This window comes from Dorea sp. YH-dor226, assembly GCF_039832105.1.
Taxonomy (GTDB): Bacteria; Bacillota; Clostridia; order Lachnospirales; family Lachnospiraceae; genus Dorea_A.
Genome location: NZ_JBDOHS010000001.1, coordinates 285,634 through 310,043, shown reverse-complemented (window position 1 = coordinate 310,043; position 24,410 = coordinate 285,634). Strand labels below are relative to the sequence as shown.

Here is a 24,410-nt window from a genome sequence, read left to right as displayed (position 1 = left end):
ACATAAAGTGTTTTTTTCATTGGATCCGGGCGTAAAGCCCGGATCCCCTTCCCTGGAAAATTGCGTGAAGAGATGAATTTTCATATTGACTTAATATGAAAGATTTGTTATACTATATAAGCATTTAGAAATAGTTTAATATGATATGGCGCCATAGCCAAGTGGTAAGGCAAAGGTCTGCAACACCTCTATCACCAGTTCAAATCTGGTTGGCGCCTCTTTAAAATCTCAGGAATGAATTATTCCTGAGATTTTTGTGTTACAGGAAACCTCTAGAAAAAAGCTGAAAGAATAATTATGGAATGAAAATGGAATAAATGAGAGTGTAAAATGGTTGAACAGATGGAAAAATGGTAGTAAAATATGAATCATCAATATAACAGGAAGTGATTGTTATGACACTGGATGAAATGAAAGAAAAAAAGATACAGATGGGCTATAGCTGTGAGCAGATCGCAAAGTTGTCGCAGGTACCACTCGGGACAGTGCAGAAGATTTTCAGTGGGATCACCAGAACACCGAGGTATGAAACGCTTCGTGCGTTGGAACGTGTGTTTTCGACGGAGATATCGGAGGAGAACCCGGAATATGTGAGAACCTGTATGATGCGGGAATCCCGGACGGAATATCATGTGGAAAGGAAGCCTGGTGATTATACTCTGGAAGATTACTATGCAATTCCGGAGGAACGAAGGGTGGAGCTGATTGATGGAGTGATCTACGATATGGGTGCACCATCAATGATTCATCAGATGTTATGCGGAGAGATCTGGCGGGCGCTTCGGGAATATATTATGGAAAAGAAGGGAAGATGTATTGCGGTTCAGTCGCCTGCGGATGTCCAGCTGGATTGTAATGATAAGACGATAGTTCAGCCAGATGTGTTTGTGATCTGCGACCGAGAGAAAATCCTTCGGCATTGCCTGTATGGAGCACCGGATCTTGTTGTTGAGATTCTTTCGAAAGCAACCAGAAAGAAAGATATGGGGATCAAACAGGCAAAATATATGAATGCGGGAGTGCGGGAATACTGGATTGTAGATCCGGATGCAAGAAAAATTGTTGTCTATGATCTGGAGCAGGAGAAACTTCCGGTGATATATGGATTTGGGGATTCTGTACCTGTACGGATATTTCAGGGAGAATGTGTGATTGATTTTGCGCAGATATATGGATACATACGGTTTCTCTATGAAAAATAAAAGGGAGAATCAGCTCTCCCTATATACGTCTGCCTGAAATTTTTTTCAGTATTTTTTCCGTAAATACCTTGGCATGCTCCAGATCCAGACTGTCCGGATGAATCAGCGCCTGATCAAAGTTGCGGATAAACCGGTCGATCTGGTCAGCATTTGCTGAGGTTCTTTTTGCTTCATATTTTTGGCGGACCTGTTGCGGCATCTTTCCCTGACAGATAAAAGATCCGAGGTATTCATTGTCGGATTCGATCCATGCGCTGACCCTCTGTTCGATTCCTCTGTAATAAGAAGGAGAATCTCCCATTCCGCATGTGCCGAACAGAGCGATCAGTTTTCCGCTCAGACTGCTCAGAAAATCCATGATTTCCATGCTGCAGCTGCCCTGGTGTACACAGAAGCCGATGAAATAGATTCTGGCTTCAGGAATCGTCTTGTCTGTTGTGATATCAATCAGGTCTTTGGAGTTGCCCGGCAGATGGGAAAAGATTGTTGCGGCAACTTTTTTTGTATTGCCGGATTCGCTTTGGTACAAAACTAAATAATCCAACATAATCGGCGCACTCCTTTCTTATATAAATCCGTTTCCTCCCGGCATAGGTCCTCCTCCGCCACAGCATAATCCGCTGCCACAGCACAGGTTGCAGATGATGTTGGCAAGGCAAAGCTTCATGCAGCAATCACTGCCGGTAGTGAAGGTTGTTTCGTAAGGATTCTGCCGTTGCTGATACCAGGTTCCACCACTTTCGAATCTGCGAACCAGCATCTGATATTCATAATTGTTTGGCTCCAGCCGCAGTGCTTCTTTTGCGTGCTGAAGTGCGATTACGTTATTGCCCATTCCGGAATTGGCAAGTGCACTGTAGTAATACCAGCGTGCATTGTGAGTCTGAATTCCATTTAGCAGATTCAGTGCTTCCTGATAGTGCCCGCTGTTGATAAAGTTGGCCGCTGCCTTCATATGAAGGTCCTCTTCATTGTCTGAGGCCTGTGGGCCGGATTGTTGACGGTACTGTCCATAGAAACCGCGGAATGGTCCATAGCCGCCAAAATCGCCAAAGTCACCGTAACCGCCTGTGTAACCGCCCTGGCCTCCGGAAGTATAGGAGCTGCCGGAAGTGCCATATTCACGTTCGTGCATGATATGCTGATATGCCTGCTGAACTTCTTTGAATTTAGCTTCTGCCTGATCTTTGTTCGGATTGTTGATATTGGCATCAGGATGATATTGCCTGCTTAATTTGCGGTATGCTCTTTTTATTTCTTCATCTGAGGCTGTTCGACTAACGCCCAGTACGCTGTAAGGGTCTGTCATTGTATGTGATCTCCTGTATTTGTTTTTGTGGTGTCAGAATGTGTATTGTCGTTCTGCTTTTCCCTTCGTCTGGCAGTTACAGTCGTATAGTGGCACCATACACCGGAATATAACACATTTCTCAAAATATCTGCATGCAGCAGAATGGGCAGTTTCTCGAATTCACGGGAGCATTCAGCCATCATGAGTGTCAATAGTTCCCGGCAGTCTTCTGCAAAGTTTTCATTTGTAAGAAATGATTCTTTTAAAGGATTGTAGCTTCCGGAGTGAATATCCTTTTCTACATCTTCATAAGCATCCATCAGATAGATAAACTTGCCGAGAAAGAAACCGATTTTGCGAAGGGAAGTCTCCCATTCGTCGTGACAGTAGACAAAGATCTCTGCCATAATATCGCCGAACAGCCCGGCCATCAGATCTATGTTTTGTTCATTTTTCTTTTCCAATTCAGAAAGCTTTTTTAAATCAGATGCAATGAGCTGAACTTTTTGAGGATACTTTTCTCTGACTTTTTCAACTCGGGACTGAAGAAGTCTGGCGGCTGCATAGCCTTTCTTTTTTCGTTCATCCTCCCAGTCATCTTCACATTTATAATAAGTAAGAACCATGTTGATTGCAGCAGCATAGTCTGTAAATTCATTGGTTCTTGTAAGATGCTTTTCAAAAGGATGAGCAATGCATCTGGCAGAAGAGATGCTGGTATCCGGCTCATAGAGACCGGTAAGAAGAACGACGAGAAATGTCATGTCGAAGGATAAAGTCATCTGACCTCTTATACCATAACATTTCTTAAGAGATTTGCAAAGACCACAATAGTAAGAGTGATAGATATCGTAGTCTTTGAACTTCATTTCGGCTTTATTGATCGAGATATATCCAAACATAATTTCTCCCTGTTAACTCTTTTTTATGAATTTTGTCTGACATTTTGGACAACTGATTTCGATCTTCCCGCGGCCTTTTGGAACACGTATCTTCTGATGACAGGTCGGGCACTTGTAGATATGATGTGTCTTTCTCTGCTGCATCATGTATTTCTGTCGGGAGAAGAAATTGCGGATCTTTGCTGTTTTGCTCAGATACCACTGGTTTTCGGATGAACGTTTGTATACGTTTCTGGATAACATCCGAAAATATGCATAGATGATACAGAACCAGGATAATATGGAAAGGACGGAGCTGTTTGTCCATCCGGCAATCAGCATCAGTATCAGTGCCGCCGCGATCAGCAGCTTGCCCAGGGAATCTATACCGTACCTTCCGTACATGAAACGAATTAATTTTTCTTTCAAAATAAACCACCTTCCTGAAATTTATAAATAATATGATACGCCGGCAGAAGATGAAGTCAATTAAATGTCTATAAATTTTTATAAAGAATTTAAGAGTGCTTTCGTTTTATTTTGGAAGAGTTGTGATATAATGTTTGCATTGAATCTTGAAGCGGGAGGGAGAATATGGAAGAGTTGACCAGGCTGATTATGGAGGATATGAAACCTGCTCTTGGGGTAACGGAACCGGGGGCAATCGCGTATGCGGTTGCGAGTGCAAGACAGTATACCAGCGGTGCGATCAGACATGTCCGTGTAGCACTGAATTCGGGTATGTATAAGAATGCATATACCTGCGGAATTCCGAACTCAGCACGGTATGGGAATCTGTATGCAGCTGCGCTTGGAGCGGTTGCGGCAGATGCAGAGAAAGGTCTGGAATCTCTGTCAGAGATCACGCCGGAAGATGATGAACGGGCAGCGAGACTGGTAGAGGAAGGGATCATAGAGGCGGTACTGGATCATATCGGATCAGAGATTACGATTGACGCAACGGTCGAGACAAAGAACGATGTATGTACGGTGCACATTCGGGATGCACATACGAATATAACGGAAATTGAAAAGAACGGAGAATGTATTTTCCGGAAGAAAGAACCGGAAGAAAAACGTGAAAGTACAGAAAAGATACCGGTGATTCACAGATATCTTCTGAGTGAGATTCTGGATTATGTGGATCACGTTCCGATAGAGGAGATCTGTTTTATTAAAAAAGCATTTACCATGAATCTGGAGCTTCTGGAAGAAGGTCTTGATTCTGACCGTGCTGTCTTTGCAAAGCGGTTTTATGAGGAAAACGGAAGACGCCAGATATCGAAAGATGCGTTAAAGACGGCGCAGCTTCTGTGTAATGGAGCAATCGAAGCAAGAGTGCTTGGGCTTGGCAGACCGGCGATGAGCATTACCGGCAGTGGTGCTCATGGGATTATTGCAACGATGCCGCTTTATGCGTACCAGAGAGTACATCAGGACGAGATCAGCGAGGAGATGCTGATCAGAGCGACGGCACTTAGTTATCTGATCACGATGTATATTAAGGAATATTCCGGAAAACTGTCGGCATTCTGTGGATGCGGCATTGCAGCCGGGACTGGAATGGCATGCGGGCTTGCTTATCTCAGACATGCGGATGGAGATACAGTCAGAAGGGTAATACAGAATATGGCAAGCGGGCTTACCGGCATGATCTGCGACGGAGGAAATCATGGGTGTACCATGAAGGGGATTGTTGCGGTGGATGCTGCTTTCCGGTCTGTGGACATGGCACTTGCAGGGATCTGCATAGAAGCGATCCACGGAATCAACGGGAAGACACCGGAAGACACCATGAGACATATGGGAATGATCGCATCACCTGGTATGGTGCAGACGGAGAAAACGATCGTTGAGATTATGGAACAGAAGTAGATTCAGACCAGTAGATTTTTGGAGAGGTTGAGAAAGGAAAGCTATGAATCATAAAAGACATCACAGAGGAAGACGAAAAAAGAAAAAGGGCAGTCTGGCATCCGGCCTGATATTTGTGATAGCAGTTTTTGTGTTCTGCGTATCGGCATTTCAGCTGTTTAAGATTATGAAAGGATATTATGACGGAAGAAGCGAATATGATAAGATAAGAAAGCTTGCTGTTACCGAGAGCGATAACGGGGATTCGGAAGATGATTTTCGGGTAGATTTTGAGGAACTTCTGAAGATTAATCCGGATACGATCGGCTGGATCAGATTTACACCGGAGCCATCTGAGATCAGCTATCCGATCGTACAGACGGACGACAATGAAACGTATCTGAAGAAAACATTTTCTGCAAATGAGAATACGCTGGGCGCAATTTTTCTGAATGCAGGGAATCAGGCGGACTTTTCAGACCGTAATTCGATCATATATGGACATCGCATGAAGGATGGTTCCATGTTCCGGCATCTTCAGGATTATGAGGATAAGGAGTTCTGGGAGGCAAATCCGTGTTTTTATATCTATACACCGGACGGGAGAAGAATCACTTATCGGATCTTTTCTGTTGGACAGGTAGAGGATACGTCGGACACTTATCTGACATCCTTTGCATCGGAAGAAGACTATCTGGCGTTTCTTGATATGACAAGACAGACGGCCCTGTATGACACCGGAGTGGAGGTGACAACGGAAGATACGATCATAACGCTGTCAACCTGCACCAGTGCCAGTGACAATCACCGGTTTGTGGTCCGTGGAGTGAAGGAAGAGGAGTGTGTACCGGATTATGATGAAGAATAATTATACATACGAAGTAGGAGATATCGTAACGATGAAGAAACCGCATCCCTGTGGAAGTAAAGAATGGGAGATCTTAAGGGTCGGAGCTGACTTCCGGCTGAAATGTGTGGGATGTGGTCATCAGATCATGATCACCAGAAAACTTGTGGAAAAAAATACAAAAGATTTAAAGAAAAAGGCTTGAAACAGGCAAGAAATTATGGTATCATCATTAATCGTGATACAATAAATATCGTCAGTTACAACGACGAAATCCTTGCTCCCACATAAGTTGAGCGGGGGCCAAAAGACCAGAAGGAGGTGCAGGACGACATGAACAAATATGAATTAGCTGTTGTTGTCAGTGCAAAAATCGAAGATGACGAAAGAGCACAGGTTATCGAAAAAGTAAAAGCATTAGTTGAACGTTTCGGTGGTCAGATCTCTGACGTTGATGAATGGGGTAAGAAGAGATTAGCTTACGAGATTCAGAAGATGAAAGAAGCATATTACTATTTCATCCACTTCGAGTCTGATGCTGAGACTCCAGGCGAAGTTGAAAAGAGAATTCGCATCATGGACAATGTTATCAGATATTTATGCGTTAGACAGGATGCATAAGCGGGAAGTAGAGGTATTATATGAATAAAGTAATTTTGATGGGACGCTTGACAAGAGATCCGGAAGTGAGATATTCACAGGGTGAGAGCTCTATGGCAATTGCCAGATATACACTGGCTGTAGATCGCAGATTCAGACGTGGTAATGACGGAGACCAGTCCGCAGACTTTATCGGATGCGTGGCCTTTGGAAAAAGCGCAGAATTTGCTGAAAAGTATTTCCGTCAGGGACTGAAGGTAATTGTTACCGGACGTATCCAGACAGGCAGTTATACGAACAGAGACGGACAGAAGGTATATACAACAGATGTTGTTGTTGAGGATCAGGAATTTGCTGAAAGCAAATCCGTAAGTGATGCAAATGCGGGAGGTTTCCGTGCTGCTGCTCCATCACCGACTCCGGCACCAGTTTCTGATGCGGGCGACGGCTTCATGAATATTCCAGATGGAATTGATGAGGAATTACCATTTAATTAGGCGCTGAATACTTAGTGAATAAGGAGGTAAAAGCAATGGCTTACGATAAAGGAAATCGTCCGGAAGGCGGCTTCAAGAGAAGAGGCGGCGGACGCAGAAGAAAAAAAGTGTGCGTATTCTGTGGAAAAGAGAATAACGAGATCGATTACAAGGATGTAGCAAAGTTAAGAAAGTATATCTCTGAAAGAGGAAAGATTCTTCCAAGAAGAATTACAGGAAACTGTGCAAAACATCAGAGAGCTCTTACTGTTGCAATCAAGAGAGCACGTCATATCGCTCTTATGCCATACGTACAGGACTAATAGAATGTAAATGTAAAAGAAACAGTCTTTCGGTAGCACGATTGACTGTTTTTTTTGTATTTTTATGTCTTTGCATTTGTACAATCTTGTTTTTATGTTTTATTTTTGATAAATTTAAATCATAAAACTGCATATGAAAAACAATGAACCGGAAGAAGTTGGAGGAAGTTGTCTATGGAAGTTCAGATGATTACAAGTGTTGACGAGCTGGAAACATTGTGTCCTTTTAAGGTGGAATGTCTGTTGTGGGGAACCAGAAAGATCCCGGATACATATGGCTACCTGGGATTTATACCGGGAGATGGATTCTATCTTAAGATGGTATGTGAAGAAAAGGATCCACTTCGCACTTATGAGAATCATCAGGATCCGGTATATCGGGATAGTGCAATGGAAGCTTTTTTTATGTTTGAACCTGGAAATGAGCGGGGAGATCATGCCACATATCTTAATTTTGAGTTCAACGCTAATGGGGCTCTTTTGGCTGCCTATGGTCAAAAGAGAATATATCGCACTTATTTTAAGCCGGAGGAGATGGAAGCGTTTGCATGCAGAGCAGTGATGGAAGAGGAACAGTGGAGCGTGAGTCTTCGGATTCCTGTCAGGATCCTGGAGATGATATACGGACCATTGAAGCTGGGAGAAGGAAGCAGTTTTGCATGTAATTTTTACAAGATATCTGAGACACAGGCAGTAGAGCATTATGCGTCTTATGCTCCGATCAGAAGCGAAGTGCCGAGTTTTCATATGCCGGAATATTTTGCCACGGCAAAGATTGTAAAAAAATAAGGAGCAGATTTGGGAGGTAACGTTTTATGAAAATTTACAAAGCAGCAAATTACAAAGAGATGAGCAGAAAAGCTGCCAATATCTTATCGGCGCAGGTGATTATGAAGCCAAATTGCGTGCTGGGTCTGGCAACAGGATCCACACCGATCGGTACTTATGAGCAGCTGGTCGAATGGTATCGGAAGGGAGATCTTGATTTTTCGGAAGTGACAACAGTGAATCTGGATGAATATAAGGGCCTTCCGGTAACGAATGATCAGAGTTACTATTATTTTATGCATCAACATCTTTTCGACCTGGTGAACATTAACCCGGTGAACACGCATCTTCCGAACGGCATGGAGGCAGACAGCGAGAAAGAATGCAGAAGATATGAAGAATTGATTCATTCGCTTGGCGGGGTTGATCTTCAGCTTCTTGGGCTTGGGCACAACGGACATATCGGATTTAATGAACCGGATGAAGCGTTCGAGAAGGAAACACATTGCGTGGATCTTCAGGAGCGTACCATTGAAGCCAACAAGAGATTCTTTGCTTCAGCGGATGAGGTTCCGCGTCAGGCGTATACGATGGGAATCAAGACGATCATGCATGCAAAGAAGATCCTGGTCATTGTAAGTGGTGAGGATAAGGCCGAGATTGTGAAGAAGGCATTTTTCGGGCCGGTGACACCGAAGGTCCCGGCATCGATTCTTCAGATGCACAATGATGTGACACTGGTTGCGGATGAAGCTGCTCTGTCTGAAGTAATCCGGTAAGTGGATTGTGCAAATTAAGAATTCTATAAGATAAAGAAATTAAAGCCCCTTTGTAATACAATAAATATAAGTGAAATTCAGTTAAATTAACAGTCCGGAGGTAGAATGATGAAAAAACCAGTATTAGTCATTATGGCGGCAGGAATGGGAAGTCGTTATGGAGGATTAAAGCAGATCGATCCTGTGGATGATGATGGACATATCATTATGGATTTTTCCATGTATGATGCCAGAAGAGCAGGATTTGAAAAAGTAATCTTTATCATCAAGCGTGAATTGGAAGCGGATTTTAAAGAACGTGTGGGAAACAGAATTTCCCGCTATATGGATGTTTCGTACGTATATCAGGAGCTTACCGATCTTCCGGAAGGGTATGAGGTTCCGGAAGGACGCGTAAAACCATGGGGAACCGCACACGCGGTACTCAGCTGTATTGATCAGATCGAGGGTCCGTTTGCGGTGATCAATGCAGACGATTATTATGGACAGGAAGCTTTCCGGCTGATCTATGATTATCTTGCATCCCATGAGGATGATGATAAATACAGGTATACAATGGTCGGTTATCATCTGGGAAATACAGTAACGGACAACGGACATGTAGCCCGCGGAATCTGTGATATGAATGAAAACGGAGAGTTGATCGCGATTCATGAACGTACACGGATCGAAAAACGCGACGATGGAATCGCATATACAGAAGATGACGGACAGACATGGACATATGTACCGGCAGATACGACGGTTTCCATGAATATGTGGGGATTTACGAGAAGTATCCTGGAGGAGATCAGGGACAGGTTCCCGGGATTTCTTGATAACGGACTTAAGGCAAATCCTATGAAGTGTGAATATTTCCTTCCGGCAGTTGTCAGTGATCTGCTGGGCGAGGAGAAAGCAACGGTTGCAGTTCTTACATCTGTGGATAAATGGTATGGCGTAACCTATAAAGAAGATAAACCGGTGGTTGTAGCAGCAATTCGGAAAATGAAAGAGGAAGGCCGTTACCCCGAACATCTGTGGGAGGAAGTCTAATGGCTCACGTGACAAGAAAACAGAGAGATGAGGTAATCGCACATTTTCAATATGAGGGGATTTTGGTGAAAGAATGTCCGTACGGAAGCGGACATATTAACGACACGTATCTGCTGGTATTTGATATTGCAGATATGGGTCAGGTGAAAGTGATCCTTCAGAGAATGAACACGAAGACGTTCAAAAAACCGATAGAATTGATGGAAAATATTGTCGGAGTTACTTCTTTTCTTCGAAAGAAGATCATTGAAAACGGAGGAGATCCGGAACGGGAAACATTGAATATCATCCCTGCGGTCGATGGAAAACCGTATTATGTGGATTCCTGCGGAGATTACTGGAGATCTTATAAATTTATTACCAATGCAACCAGCTATGACCAGGTGGAAAATCCGGAACACTTTTATGAAAGTGGAGTTGCATTTGGAAAGTTTCAGTGTCTGCTTGCAGATTATCCGGCAGATACCCTTCATGAGATCATAGAAGGATTTCATGATACCAGAGCAAGGTTCGCGGTATTTAAAAAAGCGGTGGAAGAAGATGTGATGGGAAGAGCGGCATACGTGCAGAAAGAAATACAGTTTGTTCTGGAGAGGGAAGATGTAGCCAATTATTTTTCAGAGCTGATGGAAAGAGGAGAAGTGCCGCTGCGTGTTACCCATAATGATACCAAGCTGAATAATATCATGATTGATGACAAGACCGGAAAAGGAGTCTGTGTGATCGATCTGGATACGGTTATGCCGGGACTTGCAATGAATGACTTTGGCGATTCGATCAGATTTGGTGCCAGTACCGCTGCAGAAGATGAGCAGGATCTGAGTAAGGTATCCTGCAGTATGGAACTGTTTGAACTGTACGCAAAGGGATTTATCGAAGGATGCGGCGGACAGCTCACAAAAAAGGAGATTGAACTGATGCCGATGGGAGCAAAGGTCATGACCTATGAATGTGGAATGCGTTTCCTGACGGATTATCTTCAGGGGGATATTTATTTTAAGATACACCGCGAAAACCAGAACCTGGACAGATGCCGTACACAGTTCAAGCTGGTTGAAGATATGGAGAAAAAGTGGTATACTATGCAGGAGATTATTAAAAAATACAGTAACATCTAGGAGGTAGAAGCATGGCGAAGATATTGATTACCGGAGGAGCCGGTTACATAGGAAGTCATACAGCAGTAGAGCTTTTGAATGAAGGATATGAGGTGGTTGTATATGATAACCTCTGTAATTCATCCAGAGAGTCTGTCAGAAGAGTAGAAGAACTCACCGGAAAAGAGGTTGCTTTTTATGAGGGCGATGTAATGGATGAAGCTGCTTTGAAGGCGATGTTTGAAGCGGAAGGAATTGATGCGGTCATTCACTGTGCGGCTCTGAAAGCAGTAGGTGAATCTGTTCGTAAGCCATTGGAATACTACCGTAATAATATAACCGGAACACTGACCCTGATGGATGTAATGAAGCAGACAGGAGTGAAGAATATCGTGTTCAGTTCGTCTGCAACAGTATACGGAAGCCCGGAGGAGATTCCGATTACGGAAGCATGCCCGAAGGGACAGTGTACCAATCCATATGGATGGACCAAATCTATGATGGAACAGATCATGACGGATGTGCAGAAGGCAAACCCGGATATGAATGTGATCCTGCTTCGTTATTTTAATCCGGTTGGGGCACATAAAAGCGGAAGGATCGGAGAGGATCCAAAGGGAATTCCAAACAACCTGATGCCTTATATCTCACAGGTTGCAGTTGGCAAACTTGAAAAGCTGGGTGTGTTTGGCAATGACTATGATACACCTGACGGAACGGGTGTACGTGACTATATCCATGTGGTAGACCTTGCGATCGGACATGTGAAAGCAATCAATTATATATTTACCAATCCGGGGCTGGATATCATCAATCTCGGAACGGGTGTGGGCTATTCCGTGCTGGATATGGTAAAGGCGTTCGGTAAGGCCTGCGGAAAAGAGATTCCGTATGAGATCAAACCAAGACGGGCCGGAGATATTGACATGTGTTATGCAGATCCTTCGAAAGCAGCACAAGTGCTTGGATGGAAAGCGGAGCGCGGACTGGAAGAGATGTGTGAGGATACCTGGAGATGGCAGTCCCAGAATCCGAATGGTTATGATGAATAATTAATAAAATACAGAAATACGAAGGAAAAAGACGGGAAATTGCACCGATAGAAAGTATGGGATTTCCCGTCTTTTATTTTCGCAAAAAAGGTGATATAATGACTCTAAATGCATAGTTGGGAACATAGTGTTTCAAAAACGTGTGAGGCGTTTTTGATCAAACAAGAATTTTGAGGCGAGGTTATGGTAGAAAAGAAAAAAGAAGAGGGAAAGGTACGGTTTAAGCTGAAGGGACAGCTGAAGCTGTATATACAATGGCCGGCAATCATGGCATTGCTCCTTATGGCAATGAATATCTGGATCTATGAGATTGACAGAAACGCCGGACTTTTGATGCTGGTGTTTGTATTGATCTATATTGCCATGATAGCAGTTTTGTACTTTTACAGTAAGTCTATCATCATGAAAGATCTGGTGGAATTTGCTGCCCAGTATGGAATTATCCAGAATACGCTGCTTTGGGAACTGGCTGTGCCTTATGCAATTCTTCTGGATGATGGAAAAGCATTGTGGATGAACGATCAGTTTGAGGCGATCCTGGGTGGGAAGCCGAAGGGAGAGGCGTACATCAGCAAGTATATTCCGGAACTGAATAAAAGTATTTTCCCGAAAAATCCCGACGAAAAAGTACTTATGGATGTGTACTATGAGGACAAGGAGTATGAAGCTGAGCTCAGAAAGATCTCGGTGGAGGGATTCAGCGAGATGGAGCCGCTTATGGAGATGCCAAAGGAAAAAGAGTATTTCATAGCGGTATATCTGAAGGATGTGACAAATCTGAATAAGGCACTCCGGGAAAATGAAGAGCAGAGAATGGTCGCCGGACTGATCTATATTGATAATTACGATGAAGTGATTGACAGTGTGGAGGAAGTACGCCAGTCTCTTTTGATCGCGCTTGTCGACAGAAAGATCAATAAGTATATTGCCAAAGTAGATGGTATCGTCAAAAAGCTTGAGAATGACAAGTATTTTATTGCTATTAAAAAGTCATATTTTAAAGAGCTGGAGGAGGATAAGTTTTCTCTGCTTGAGGATGTGAAGAATGTCAATATCGGAAACGGAATCCCGGCTACTTTAAGTATCGGCCTTGGACTCAGCAGCGAGTCTTATGCGCAGAGCTATAACTATGCACGTGTTGCAATCGATCTTGCTCTGGCAAGAGGCGGGGATCAGGCTGTAATCAAGGATTGCCGCGGGGTGACTTACTTTGGAGGAAAGCGTGAACAGACTTCCAAAAATACCCGTGTAAAAGCCCGTGTAAAAGCGGAAGCACTCAGAGAATTCATTACCGTCAAAGACAAGATCTTTGTTATGGGACATAAGCTTACCGATGTGGATGCATTTGGAGCAGCGATGGGAATCTATCGCGCGGCAGCAGCACTGGAAAAGAGAGCGTACATTGTGATCAATGAGGTGTCAGCGTCCTTACGTCCGTTGTATGAATTGTTTGAAAAGGATCCGGATTATCCGGAAGAGCTGTTCCTTACATCTGCGCAGGCAATCGATATGGCGGATGAGAATTCCATGGTGGTGGTCGTAGATACCAACCGCCCGCAGATGACGGAATGCGAAGAGCTTCTGAAAAAGACAAAAACGATAGTAGTACTTGACCATCACAGGCAAAGCAGTGATAATATAGACAATGCGCTGCTTTCCTATATTGAGCCGTATGCATCATCTGCATGTGAGATGGTATCGGAAGTACTGCAGTATATTGTGGATGGGATTAAGATTCCGAAGATTGAGGCTAGCAGCCTTTATGCAGGAATTATGATCGATACCAATAATTTTGTGAACCGTACCGGTGTTCGTACCTTTGAAGCGGCGGCGTTTCTGCGAAGATGTGGTGCTGATATTACACTTGTGCGCAAGCTGTTCCGTGATGACATGGAATCGTACAGAGCAAAGGCTGAGATTATCAGCAGTGCTGAGGTGTATTACAACCGGTTTGCAATCGCAAAAGGTGTAAACCTCCACATAGAAAGTCCAACCATTATCGGAGCGCAGGCAGCCAATGAGCTTCTGGATATTAATGAAGTGAAGGCTTCGTTTGTCCTTACGGAGTATAATGGAAGAATTTATGTCAGTGCGCGTTCAATCGATGAGGTGAATGTTCAGATTATTATGGAACGTCTGGGAGGAGGAGGACATATGAATGCGTCCGGAGCCCAGTTTAATCATACGGATATGGATGAGGCAGTTGCGTGTCTGAAACAGGTGATTGATGATATGATAGGAGGAGGAGACATCTAGAATGAAAGTAATATTGACAGAAGACGTTAAAGCGCTTGGAAAAAAAGGCGATATTGTTGAGGTAAGTGATGGATATGCAAGAAACTTTATCTTAAAGAAAAAGAAAGGTCTGGAAGCAAACGGAAAGAATCTGAACGATCTGAAACTGAAAAAGGCGAATGATGACAAGATCGCACAGCAGCAGTATGAAGAGGCAGCGGCGCTTGGAAAGAAGATTGAGGCAGGAAAGATTGAAGTTGCCATTAAGATGGGAGAAGGCGGAAAAGCATTTGGTTCTGTATCTTCCAAAGAGATAGCAGAAGAAGTAAAAGCGCAGCTTGGTCTCGAGATTGATAAGAAAAAAGTACAGCTGAAGGAGACAATAAAGACTCTCGGAACACATAATGTTCCAATCAAACTGCATCCGAAGGTAACAGCAGACCTGAAAGTAGTTGTAACAGAGGAAGCTTAGGAGGAGATAAGGCGTGGAAGAGGCACTTATAAAGAGAGTCATGCCCCATAGCGTGGAAGCGGAACAGTCTGTTGTAGGTGCCATGCTGATGGACAAGGATGCCATAATGACAGCGGCGGAGATCGTAAGCGGTGCCGATTTTTATCAGAGTGCCTATGGAGTCATCTTTGATTCCATGGTGGAACTGTTTAATGAGGGAAAACCGGTGGATCTGATTACGCTGCAGGAACGGCTGAAAGAGAAAGATGTTCCTGCAGAGATCGCAAGCCTTGAATTTGTGAAAGATCTTGTAACAGCAGTTCCAACCTCTGCAAATGTAAAATACTATGCGGAGATCGTTGCAGAGAAGTCTCTGATGCGAAAGCTGATTCGTTTGAATGAAGAGATTGCGAATACCTGCTATGCAGGAAAAGAACCGCTGGAAGCAATTCTGGAGAATACAGAGAAGTCGGTATTTGAACTTCTTCAGCGAAGAAACACAGGTGACTACGTTCCGATCCGACAGGTTGTCATGAATGCTCTGGAGCGAATCGAAAAGGCGTCTAAAAACAAAGGAACAGTGACTGGAATTCCGACAGGATTTATAGATCTGGATTACAAATTATCCGGACTGCAGCCCTCTGACCTGATCCTGGTTGCTGCGAGACCTTCCATGGGAAAGACGGCTTTTGTACTGAATATTGCACAATATGTTGCATTTAAGAAGAATAAAGCAGTCGCCATATTCAGTCTGGAGATGTCGAAGGAACAGCTCGTAAATCGTCTGTTCTCACTGGAATCGCAGGTAGATGCACAATCGCTTCGAACCGGTAATATGAAGGATTCTGACTGGGAAAAGCTGATAGAGGGAGCAGGTGTGATCGGAAAATCGAAGCTGATCATTGACGATACACCGGGAATCTCGATCTCAGAACTTCGTTCCAAGTGTAGAAAATACAAGCTGGAGCATGGGCTTGACATTATAATCATCGACTACCTGCAGCTGATGACGGGAAGTGTAGGAAGAAGCTCTGAATCCCGTCAACAGGAGATATCGGAGATCTCCCGTGCATTGAAGGGGCTGGCAAGAGAGTTGAATGTTCCCGTCATTGCGCTGTCGCAGTTAAGTCGTGCAGTGGAAAGCAGACCGGATAAGCGGCCGATGCTTTCTGACCTCAGGGAATCCGGTGCGATCGAGCAGGATGCCGATGTGGTAATGTTTATCTATCGTGATGAGTATTACAATAAGGATTCTGAATTCAAGAAACAGGCTGAGATTATCATTGCAAAACAAAGAAACGGCCCTGTTGGGACCGTTAATCTGGCCTGGCTTGGCGAATATACAAAGTTTGCCAACTTAAGCAGGCAGGAATAGCTGTTTTAACTTTTTTATGGGACCGGCTGACGCCGCAGACTTCCGGAAGGATTGCTGCTGGCGGATAAGCTGGTCCAGTTTTTTGAATTCTTCTTCCTGCTGGCGTTCTTTTGCATCCAGAAGAAAGGACATTTCTTTACTGATCATAGAAAGAAGCACTTCATTGTTGTTCTCAAGCATGCGTTTGATGTACAGCTGTTCTCTGGTTCTTCGGATGTCCGGGATCAGTGCTTTCAGTTCATTGAAGGGCACACCCTGTTCGTAGAGTTCTTTGATGCAGTTGTATAGTCTGACATCATCTTTGGTTTCGCGTTTGAGCTGTTCTAATGCATTATTACCCATTACTCTATACCCCCTTGTTGATGGTTGTCCTCTGGACAGGTGTATCATACCACATGCGAATATGGGAAATACGTCAGAACACGTCGGAAATATAAAAATATTAAAAAAATACACTGCACAGAGAATCCATGCAGTGTACTTTTAAATTGCTTTTCTCATATGACTAGCCTTCAGAGATAGCTCCTGTTGGACACTGAGCAGCACATGCGCCACAATCTACGCAAGCGTCAGCATCGATTTCGTAATGATCTGCTCCCTGAGAGATAGCTCCTACTGGACATTCAGCTTCGCAAGAACCGCAGCTTACACATTCATCACTAATTACGTGTGCCATAGTATGTACCCTCCTTTTTCGTATAAATAGACATAAACGAATTAAGTCTATACACATGATAATACAAAACGTGAAAATATACAAGAGGAGACAGTGCATTTTTGAAGATACAGATGATACAGAAAACCGGATTAATGTAGAAAATGGTATGAAAAATTAAGAAAAATTTCAACAAATTTTCACCGTTTTGGTGTATAGTGTATTGAGGCAATATGAAAACAGACCGTTTGCAGGTTAAGAATAAGAACAAAAAATGTGGGAGAATTATTGAGAATGAAAAGGAAAAGCAGAATGATAGCAGTCCTGCTGAGTGCCATGATGCTTGTCAGTGCTTGTCAGTCAGCACCGCAGGAAACCGAGGAAGAAAAGAAGCTCAAAGAAGAACAGAATGTGGAAAAGGAAGAGAAAGAATATCAGGGGAAGCTGAATCTGATAGAGCCGGCGGCTTACAACAATGTAGATGGACTGAACCTGGAAAAAGGTTCTTATATATCCATCATCGGGAAAGCAAAAGGAAGCGCTTACTGGGATGAGGTGGAAAAAGGAGTACTTCAGGCAGTGGCCGATATCAATGCGAATCTGGGTTATGAAGGCAAGGATAAGGTGAAAGCATCCTATAATGCACCGGAAGTTGCAGATGATGTAGATGAGCAGGTGAATATTCTGGATGAGGAACTGGATATCGACAGATCTCCGATTGCTGTTGGAATCTCTATTGCAGATGCAAAGGCGTGTGAAGTACAGTTTGATATGGCTGCAGATAATGATATTCCGATCGTGGCGTTTGACTCCGGAAGCGATTATCAGGGGGTGATGGCAACCGTTTCAACGGACAATGAGGCGGCGGCCAGAGAAGCGGCCGTAAAGCTTGCAGAAGCAGTTGGCGATGAAGGAGAAGTGGTTCTGTTTGTACAGGATTCCAAATCTATGGCGGCGCTCGCCCGTGAAAGAGCATTTACGGAAGAGATCCAGACGAATCATCCAAATATGTCGGTGGTCAGCGTATATCATATGGATCAGCTGGGAGAGATGCAGCAGACGATTGCCGCTGAGATCAATGCAGGAACGTATCAGTTAGAAGCAGATACGACTGAGAATACGGCAGCACAGGAAGAAGTCAGTCCGGAAGAGATTACGGAGGACGATGTTGTAGATTATATATTTGCAAAAAATCCTGATATCAGGGGATGTTTTGCCGCTAATGGAGATGCCCTGCTTCTGGCACTTGACGGACTGGAGCGCAATGAAATGTCAGACCAGGTTCAGGTGGTAGGATTTGACGTAAGTAAAGAGGAGGTCGAAGCACTGTCTGACGGAAAAGTAGTGGGGCTGATCGCCCAGAACCCATTCGGAATGGGCTACGCAACTGTCGTTGCAGCTGCGAGAGCCGCACTCGATATGGGAAATGAGGCCATGGTGAATACCGGTTATACGTGGGTCACCAGTGAAGGCCTGGAAGATATAGAGATTCAGAAAATTCTTTATTAGGAAGATTTGGGAAGTGAGAAGATAAACTCAGTTCCGACGCCTTCCGTACTTATTACATTGATATTTTCGCCATGGGCTTGGATGACTTCCTTTACAATGGAAAGGCCAAGCCCTGTTCCTTTTTTATCTTTCCCACGAGAAAGATCTGTCTTATAAAAACGTTCCCAGATTTTATTCAGAGAATTGCGTGGAATTCCAATTCCGTTGTCTTTTACGGAGGTATATACTTTTTCTCCGCGCTCTGTTGTCTCAATGGTCACGATAGAATTGGTGTCGCTGAATTTGATTGCATTATCGAGAAGATTATAAAGAACCTGCTCGATCTTGCGCTGATCGGCAGTCACACGCAGATACTTGGTAGCAAAGAGCAATTCAATGGATATCTTTTTCTGGGTGCAGACGCCTTCAAAGGAAGCTGCTACATGCTTGATCGTATCGTGGATATCAAAAGCCGTCTTGTTGAGAAGCAGATTCTTGGTGTCAAATTCATTCAGTGTCAGCAGATCGTGAGTCAGATCAGTAAGACGTTCTGTCTCAAACAGGATGATGTTCAGATATTTTTCATGCAGCTCCGGCGGAATTGTTCCATCTGCCATGGCTTCCACATATCCTTTGATGGAAGTGAGAGGCGAACGAAAATCGTGTGATACATTTGCCACGAATTTTTTCTGGTAATCTTCCATATCCTTGAGCTGAGAAGCCATATAATTCAAAGATGCAGACAGATACCCCATCTCATCTTCTGTTTTTACCGGAATCTCGTAATCCAGATTGCCGACCGCATACTGAGTTGCCGCTTCTGTTATGATATGAAGCGGACGGTATACGAAGAAATGAAAAGCAAGCAGAATCATAAAGGATAATGCATAGATGATCGTCAGTGTAATAAAAGCACCGTGCAGTAAGATGTCCCGAAGATCCGTAAGATCAGATACATATTTGTGAATGATCAGATAGCCTTTGGGAGAATAGCTATATACAACAGGAGCAATTACAGTGATGACATCTTTCGAAAAATATCCGTGATAATCGCCTGTCTGATACTGTGCACTTCCGCTTTCCGCAGGATCGAAATTATCAATGGCTGTCGGTGCAGCCGGATAGCTGTCTGACTGTGCAGAAGAAATCAGGTTTCCGTCTCTGTCCACAAACCATACCGCAGCATTCAGCTGCGATTCTATCGCGTTCAGCTGCAGATGTACATCAGCAGAAGAGATCTGGTCAGAAAAATATCTGGTAAGATAATCATTTGCGACGAGGGTTGCTTCGCGATACATATCGGAGGATGTCTTTTCCTCCAGGGGCTCACTGACAAGGTTTTCTGTCAGTGTAGCTACTGTAAATATGCTCATAAATGCAAACACCAGATAGACGAGAATAAATTTTGGATAGAGTGTGCTTTTCATGACGATCCCTTCTTTGATTACTTCACTTCAAATTTGTAGCCGATTCCCCATACGGTACTTAAGCTCCAGCCGCTGTGATCTTTGATCTTTTCGCGGAGACGCTTGATGTGAACATCGACAGTTCTTGTGTCTCCGATATATTCATAGCCCCAGATCTGATCAAGAAGCTGCTCTCTTGTAAAGACTTGATTCGGGGAAGATGCAAGAAAGTACAGAAGTTCCAGCTCTTTTGGAGGCATCTCTACGGTGACACCGTCAACCACGACAGAATAATTCGTCAGGTTAATTTCAATTCCAGGGTATTCCACACATTTTCCGCGGTCTTCCTTTGGAGTTTCCGGTTTGGGGATCGCCTGATAACGACGAAGAACTGCCTTCACCCGGGCAACCAGTTCCTTTGAGTCAAATGGTTTCATAATATAATCGTCTGCACCGAGTTCCAGTCCCAGCACTTTGTCAAAGACTTCGCCCTTGGCAGACAGCATGATGATCGGTACATTTGAACGGGTACGAATCTCACGGCAGACCTGATAGCCGTCGATTCCGGGAAGCATCAGATCCAGAAGGATCAGATTGGGCTGATAGCTTTCATAAGCCACCAGAGCCTTTTCACCGTCATGTACCATCATGGTGTCAAAGCACTCTTTTGTAAGATAAAGTGACACCAGTTCGGCGATATTTTCGTCATCGTCCACGATTAAGATTTTTTGTTTGTTCATAATTATACTCCTCTCCGGGATTACGGATTCTTTATTTGATCTCAGCGATGGTCACACCGGAATCCCCTTCGCCAAATGCACCAAGGCGGAATGTCTTGACGTGTTTCTGGCGTCTCAGATACTGATGAATACCGGAACGCAGGGCACCGGTGCCTTTTCCGTGTACAATACGTACAGATGACAGGTGTGCAAGGTATGCGTCATCCAGATATTTATCGAGTTCTGCAATTGCTTCATCTACCGTTTTGCCGAGAAGATTGATCTCAGGACTTACGGAAAGTGATTTGCTCATCTTTACTTTGCCTTTTCCGGTCTGCCGGGTCTTTGCCGCAGAGTAGGAAGGCTTTTCTTCTATGATCTCCAGATCAGATATATGCACCTGGGACCGGAGAATTCCCATCTGAACGGTTACATTTCCCTTAGCATCAGGCAGGGAGGTGACAGAACCGGTAAGATTCATGCTTAGTACCTTTACGGATTCGCCCAGCTTAAAGTCACTTGCCTTATGCTGTTTTTGGGGTTTCGAGCTTTCTATTTTAATGCCGCTTCTTGTGGCTTCCATCTTTTTACGAAGCCTTTCCCGTTCTTTTTCCATCTCGGCAGCAGAGATGTTGGCTTTGCCGAACTTATGGAAATTACGCATGGTCTCATCGGCGGTTTCTTTTGCTTCCGCAAGAATTGCAAAAGCCTTTTCATTGGCATCGCGCAGGATCTTTTCTTTTTGTTCTTCCAGCTTCTCACGCTTTTTGCGGGTTTCCTCTTCCAGACGTGCAAGTTCACGCTTATAGGCAGAGATCTCTTCCTGCTCCTTTTGAATGGTACGTTTGCTGGCTTCGAGATCTGTCAGAAGATCTTCAAATGACTCGTCCTGTTCGGTCAGATGTGTTCTGGCCTCTTCGATGATATAATCCGGAAGACCAAGTTTTCCGGCAATGGCAAATGCATTACTTTTGCCGGGAATTCCGATCAGCAGATGATAGGTCGGACGAAGCGTCTCTACATCGAATTCGCAGCAGGCATTTTCTACGCCCGGGGTAGACAGAGCAAAGACCTTCAGCTCACTGTAATGTGTGGTTGCCATAGTGCGGATGCCTCTCTGATGCAGATGATTCAGAATCGCAATGGCCAAAGCAGCACCTTCGGTAGGATCGGTACCAGCTCCAAGCTCATCGAAAAGAACAAGAGACTGTTCGTTCACATATTTTAAAAATGACACGATATTTGTCATGTGTGAAGAAAAAGTACTCAGACTCTGTTCAATGCTCTGTTCATCTCCGATGTCTGCATATACATTCTGGAACACCGCAAGTTCGGATCGGTCCAGTGCAGGAATATGAAGACCGGCCTGTCCCATCAGCGTAAAGAGGCCGACAGTCTTCAGTGAAACGGTCTTACCACCGGTATTCGGACCGGTCACGATCAGCAGGTTAAAAGTATCCCCCAGTGTAACGGTGACCGGAACAACCTTTTTAGGGTCCAGAAGCGGATGACGGCCTTCACGGATGTGGATGCGCCCTTCGGTGTTAAAAACCGGCATAGAAGCATTCATATCAAGTGCGAGGGATCCTTTCGAAAATATAAAGTCTAGTTCCGTCAGTATCTGATAATCCGTACGTATGGAATCAATGTATTCTGCGGTGTCTGCACTCAGCCGTGCGAGAATGATCTGGATCTCTTCCTGCTCTTTTGCATACAGCTCCTTCAGATCGTTGTTCAGCTTGACAACTGCCATTGGCTCAATAAACAGAGTGGAACCGGTGGCAGACTGATCATGGATCAGTCCGGAGACCTGGCTTCGGTATTCGGATTTAACCGGAATACAGTAGCGGTCACCGCGCATGGTAATGATCGGATCCTGCAGATAAGTACGCAGAGAGCCATTGACCATAGAGGCGAGTGTGGAATGTACTTTATCATTGATCTGTGACATGGAGCGGCGGATCTGACGCAGTGTACTGCTGGCGTCATCGCTGATCTCGTCTTCTTCCAGGATACATCTTCGGATCTCGGTGCTGATGAGCGTAAGAGGTTCCAACTGCTGAAAATATACATCCAGACAGTCTTCTTTATCATCCACGGTTTCCTTTCTTCCGTAGGCTTTGAGGCGGCCGGCTGTTTCCAGAAGCTTGCAGATGCGTAGCAGTTCGCCACTTCCCAGAGCAGCCCCCACTTCCAGTCGTTTCAAAGAATCTGTGACCGGATTACAGCCGCTGAAGGATGGACGTCCTTTCTTTACAATTCTGGTAAAAGCAGCATCAGTCTGCTCCTGGGCAGACTGAATCTCGGCAAGAGAAGTCATGGGCTTCAGGTGCCGGCAGCGTTCCTTTCCTCCAAAAGAAGAAGCCTTCTCGGATAAGAGATCGATTATTTTATTGTATTCTAATTTTGTTAATGTTTTTTTATTCATGTTCTTCACCTAGACTTATTCTACCTTATTTGTCTCGTAAAGAAAAGGATAAATATTGAACATTTGCCGTCCATAAGGTATACTATAAAGAGGATTGAAAAGGAGTTTGATCGTCTATGGATGAGAACAGGGGTCCACAGAGAGAGCAGGAACAGAAAAAGGATGGTCTGCAGGAAGAAGTTCCGATGGAAGAGAATCCGGCAGAGTATTCTTTTATGCAGGAAATGATTAAGGATGAAGCCGGAGGAAAAAGAAAGATCAGAAATGATATCTGGCGTACTGCCGGATTGGGTCTGGTCTTCGGAATTGTTGCCAGCTTCAGTTTTTGCGCGGTAAAACCATGGATGGAGAACAGATTCCAGAAGGATCCACAGCAGGTAACGATCCCTGAAGAAGAAGAGGAAGAAGAAGGGGCGGAGACGGAGAAACCAGAAGAGACAGAGGTCATAGAGCCGGTTCTGGATACAGACAGTTACCGTAAGATGCAGAAAGCAGTATCCGCAGTTGCTGTGGATGCAGAGAAATCGGTAGTGGAGATCACAGGAATTACGGATGATCAGGCATGGATGACAGAGGCGTACGATCATTCGGGAAGTGTGTCTGGTCTGATCGTCGCGGATAACGGAAGAGAACTTCTGATTCTGGGGAAAATATCTCCGGTTAAGGGTGCCGGAGAGATTCGGGTAACATTTTCTGATGGGCCAACCTGTACAGCAGACATCTTAATGGAAGACAGCAGTCTGGATCTTGGAGTTTATTCTGTTGCACGGTCTGTGATACCGGAATCCACATGGGCGCAGATAAAAACGGCGGTGCTTGGCAGTTCTACGACAGCACAGAAGGGTGATCCGGTCATTGTACTTGGAAGACAATTTGGATATGCCGGTTCCATGGGATTTGGAACGATGTCGTCCAATAAGAATACAATTGAGACCGCGGATGGAAGGTATCATCTGATCTGTACCGACATTGCCGGTGCAATCGGCGGAACAGGTGTGATCGTGAATCTGAACGGTGAAATCATAGGAATGATTGATCAGAGTATCTCGGAAGGAGAAGGAAAGAACCTTGTGACCGGATATGGTATCTCTGATCTGAAGAAGAATATAGAGCTCCTTTCCAATGGACAGGCAGTTCCTTATATCGGAATCCGTGGACTGGATGTGACCAGTGATATGGAAGACCAGGGAATCCCGAAGGGTGTCTATGTAAGGGAAGTGGAAACAGATTCGCCTGCGATGGCAGCGGGGATTCAGAGCGGAGATGTGATTACCAAGATTGATGGGACGAAAGTAGCTTCTCTTTCCGCATATCATACGGCTCTGATGGATGAAAAAAGCGGAATAGAAGTAAAGGTGGAAGGTATGCGTCAGGGAGCCGGCGGATATGTAGACATCGAATTTACGGTTATGATTGGAAGCAGTCAATAAAAAGCTTGTAGAAAGAGG

General features: G+C 44.4%; 26 protein-coding genes and 1 tRNA gene. 18 read left to right on the top strand and 9 right to left on the bottom strand.

Annotated features, from left to right (window positions below; all coding sequences use genetic code 11):
- Positions 1 to 147: 147 nt before the first annotated feature.
- Both ABE547_RS01580 and ABE547_RS01575 read left to right on the top strand, forming a co-directional pair.
- Positions 148 to 218, top strand: a tRNA-Cys gene (locus ABE547_RS01580).
- Positions 219 to 395: 177 nt separating this feature from the next.
- Entirely contained in the window at positions 396 to 1,202 is an 807-nt protein-coding gene (locus tag ABE547_RS01575) for a Uma2 family endonuclease (RefSeq protein ID WP_347377110.1), read from the top strand.
- Positions 1,203 to 1,221: 19 nt separating this feature from the next.
- Here the strand turns inward: ABE547_RS01575 and bilS are convergent, their stop codons facing one another.
- Genes bilS through ABE547_RS01555 form a run of 4 tightly spaced genes read right to left on the bottom strand, consistent with a single transcriptional unit; the run spans position 1,222 to position 3,803 of the window.
- Positions 1,222 to 1,749, bottom strand: coding sequence for a flavodoxin family protein BilS (gene bilS / locus ABE547_RS01570; RefSeq protein WP_347377109.1), 528 nt, complete (start codon positions 1,747 to 1,749; stop codon positions 1,222 to 1,224).
- 18 nt (positions 1,750 to 1,767) lie between these two features.
- Entirely contained in the window at positions 1,768 to 2,511 is a 744-nt protein-coding gene (locus tag ABE547_RS01565; protein WP_347377108.1) for a J domain-containing protein, read from the bottom strand.
- On the bottom strand, positions 2,508 to 3,395 hold the full coding sequence (locus ABE547_RS01560; RefSeq protein ID WP_347377107.1) for a DUF5685 family protein: 888 nt from the start codon (positions 3,393 to 3,395) through the stop codon (positions 2,508 to 2,510). Before ABE547_RS01560 ends, ABE547_RS01565 begins: the two co-directional genes overlap by 4 nt.
- A 12-nt stretch (positions 3,396 to 3,407) precedes the next feature.
- Positions 3,408 to 3,803, bottom strand: coding sequence for a hypothetical protein (locus ABE547_RS01555; RefSeq protein ID WP_347377106.1), 396 nt, complete (start codon positions 3,801 to 3,803; stop codon positions 3,408 to 3,410).
- 165 nt (positions 3,804 to 3,968) lie between these two features.
- Between ABE547_RS01555 and ABE547_RS01550 the strand changes: the two genes are divergently transcribed.
- From ABE547_RS01550 to dnaB, 14 genes are all read left to right on the top strand, one after another.
- Positions 3,969 to 5,249, top strand: coding sequence for an L-serine ammonia-lyase, iron-sulfur-dependent, subunit alpha (locus ABE547_RS01550; RefSeq protein ID WP_347377105.1), 1,281 nt, complete (start codon positions 3,969 to 3,971; stop codon positions 5,247 to 5,249).
- 43 nt (positions 5,250 to 5,292) lie between these two features.
- Positions 5,293 to 6,096: a class B sortase gene (gene srtB, locus ABE547_RS01545; protein ID WP_347377104.1), complete on the top strand. Its 804-nt coding sequence runs from the start codon at positions 5,293 to 5,295 to the stop codon at positions 6,094 to 6,096.
- Positions 6,086 to 6,280: a DUF951 domain-containing protein gene (locus ABE547_RS01540; protein WP_347377159.1), complete on the top strand. Its 195-nt coding sequence runs from the start codon at positions 6,086 to 6,088 to the stop codon at positions 6,278 to 6,280. The genes srtB and ABE547_RS01540 overlap by 11 nt, the downstream gene beginning before the upstream one ends.
- A gap of 128 nt (positions 6,281 to 6,408) precedes the next feature.
- Positions 6,409 to 6,696, top strand: coding sequence for a 30S ribosomal protein S6 (gene rpsF / locus ABE547_RS01535; RefSeq protein ID WP_235248850.1), 288 nt, complete (start codon positions 6,409 to 6,411; stop codon positions 6,694 to 6,696).
- A 20-nt stretch (positions 6,697 to 6,716) separates the two neighbouring features.
- Positions 6,717 to 7,172, top strand: coding sequence for a single-stranded DNA-binding protein (locus ABE547_RS01530; protein ID WP_235248849.1), 456 nt, complete (start codon positions 6,717 to 6,719; stop codon positions 7,170 to 7,172).
- 35 nt (positions 7,173 to 7,207) lie between these two features.
- Positions 7,208 to 7,474: a 30S ribosomal protein S18 gene (rpsR, locus tag ABE547_RS01525; protein ID WP_101695879.1), complete on the top strand. Its 267-nt coding sequence runs from the start codon at positions 7,208 to 7,210 to the stop codon at positions 7,472 to 7,474.
- 174 nt (positions 7,475 to 7,648) lie between these two features.
- Positions 7,649 to 8,263 carry a carbohydrate-binding family 9-like protein gene (locus ABE547_RS01520; RefSeq protein WP_347377103.1) on the top strand — a complete coding sequence of 205 codons (615 nt, stop codon included), beginning with the start codon at positions 7,649 to 7,651 and terminating at the stop codon, positions 8,261 to 8,263.
- Positions 8,264 to 8,289: 26 nt separating this feature from the next.
- Positions 8,290 to 9,021 carry a glucosamine-6-phosphate deaminase gene (gene nagB, locus ABE547_RS01515; RefSeq protein WP_347377102.1) on the top strand — a complete coding sequence of 244 codons (732 nt, stop codon included), beginning with the start codon at positions 8,290 to 8,292 and terminating at the stop codon, positions 9,019 to 9,021.
- A 108-nt stretch (positions 9,022 to 9,129) separates the two neighbouring features.
- Positions 9,130 to 10,056: a sugar phosphate nucleotidyltransferase gene (locus ABE547_RS01510; RefSeq protein WP_347377158.1), complete on the top strand. Its 927-nt coding sequence runs from the start codon at positions 9,130 to 9,132 to the stop codon at positions 10,054 to 10,056.
- Positions 10,056 to 11,174 carry an aminoglycoside phosphotransferase family protein gene (locus ABE547_RS01505; RefSeq protein WP_347377101.1) on the top strand — a complete coding sequence of 373 codons (1,119 nt, stop codon included), beginning with the start codon at positions 10,056 to 10,058 and terminating at the stop codon, positions 11,172 to 11,174. Before ABE547_RS01510 ends, ABE547_RS01505 begins: the two co-directional genes overlap by 1 nt.
- A gap of 11 nt (positions 11,175 to 11,185) precedes the next feature.
- On the top strand, positions 11,186 to 12,205 hold the full coding sequence (galE, locus tag ABE547_RS01500) for a UDP-glucose 4-epimerase GalE (protein ID WP_347377100.1): 1,020 nt from the start codon (positions 11,186 to 11,188) through the stop codon (positions 12,203 to 12,205).
- Between the two features lie 183 nt (positions 12,206 to 12,388).
- Positions 12,389 to 14,461, top strand: coding sequence for a DHH family phosphoesterase (locus ABE547_RS01495; RefSeq protein ID WP_347377099.1), 2,073 nt, complete (start codon positions 12,389 to 12,391; stop codon positions 14,459 to 14,461).
- Between the two features lies 1 nt (position 14,462).
- Entirely contained in the window at positions 14,463 to 14,912 is a 450-nt protein-coding gene (gene rplI, locus ABE547_RS01490) for a 50S ribosomal protein L9 (RefSeq protein WP_347377098.1), read from the top strand.
- A gap of 13 nt (positions 14,913 to 14,925) precedes the next feature.
- Positions 14,926 to 16,266: a replicative DNA helicase gene (gene dnaB, locus ABE547_RS01485; RefSeq protein ID WP_235248841.1), complete on the top strand. Its 1,341-nt coding sequence runs from the start codon at positions 14,926 to 14,928 to the stop codon at positions 16,264 to 16,266.
- Here dnaB and ABE547_RS01480 read toward each other — a convergent pair.
- Together ABE547_RS01480 and ABE547_RS01475 are read right to left on the bottom strand one after the other, a co-directional pair.
- Entirely contained in the window at positions 16,249 to 16,608 is a 360-nt protein-coding gene (locus ABE547_RS01480; protein ID WP_347377097.1) for a hypothetical protein, read from the bottom strand. The two genes, dnaB and ABE547_RS01480, sit on opposite strands and share 18 nt — an antisense overlap.
- A gap of 163 nt (positions 16,609 to 16,771) precedes the next feature.
- Positions 16,772 to 16,942: a 4Fe-4S binding protein gene (locus ABE547_RS01475; RefSeq protein WP_235248838.1), complete on the bottom strand. Its 171-nt coding sequence runs from the start codon at positions 16,940 to 16,942 to the stop codon at positions 16,772 to 16,774.
- A gap of 273 nt (positions 16,943 to 17,215) precedes the next feature.
- On the opposite strand from ABE547_RS01475, the gene ABE547_RS01470 reads away from it, so the two are divergent.
- Positions 17,216 to 18,430 carry a substrate-binding domain-containing protein gene (locus ABE547_RS01470; protein ID WP_347377096.1) on the top strand — a complete coding sequence of 405 codons (1,215 nt, stop codon included), beginning with the start codon at positions 17,216 to 17,218 and terminating at the stop codon, positions 18,428 to 18,430.
- Here the strand turns inward: ABE547_RS01470 and ABE547_RS01465 are convergent.
- The 3 genes from ABE547_RS01465 to ABE547_RS01455 are packed head-to-tail and all read right to left on the bottom strand — an operon-like array spanning position 18,427 to position 22,962.
- Positions 18,427 to 19,836: a HAMP domain-containing sensor histidine kinase gene (locus tag ABE547_RS01465; protein ID WP_347377095.1), complete on the bottom strand. Its 1,410-nt coding sequence runs from the start codon at positions 19,834 to 19,836 to the stop codon at positions 18,427 to 18,429. The two genes, ABE547_RS01470 and ABE547_RS01465, sit on opposite strands and share 4 nt — an antisense overlap.
- 17 nt (positions 19,837 to 19,853) lie before the next feature.
- Entirely contained in the window at positions 19,854 to 20,558 is a 705-nt protein-coding gene (locus ABE547_RS01460) for a response regulator transcription factor (RefSeq protein WP_347377157.1), read from the bottom strand.
- Between the two features lie 28 nt (positions 20,559 to 20,586).
- Positions 20,587 to 22,962, bottom strand: coding sequence for an endonuclease MutS2 (locus ABE547_RS01455; RefSeq protein WP_347377094.1), 2,376 nt, complete (start codon positions 22,960 to 22,962; stop codon positions 20,587 to 20,589).
- A gap of 116 nt (positions 22,963 to 23,078) precedes the next feature.
- On the opposite strand from ABE547_RS01455, the gene ABE547_RS01450 reads away from it, so the two are divergent.
- Positions 23,079 to 24,392, top strand: coding sequence for a S1C family serine protease (locus ABE547_RS01450; protein WP_347377093.1), 1,314 nt, complete (start codon positions 23,079 to 23,081; stop codon positions 24,390 to 24,392).
- The last annotated feature ends 18 nt before the right edge of the window (positions 24,393 to 24,410 follow it).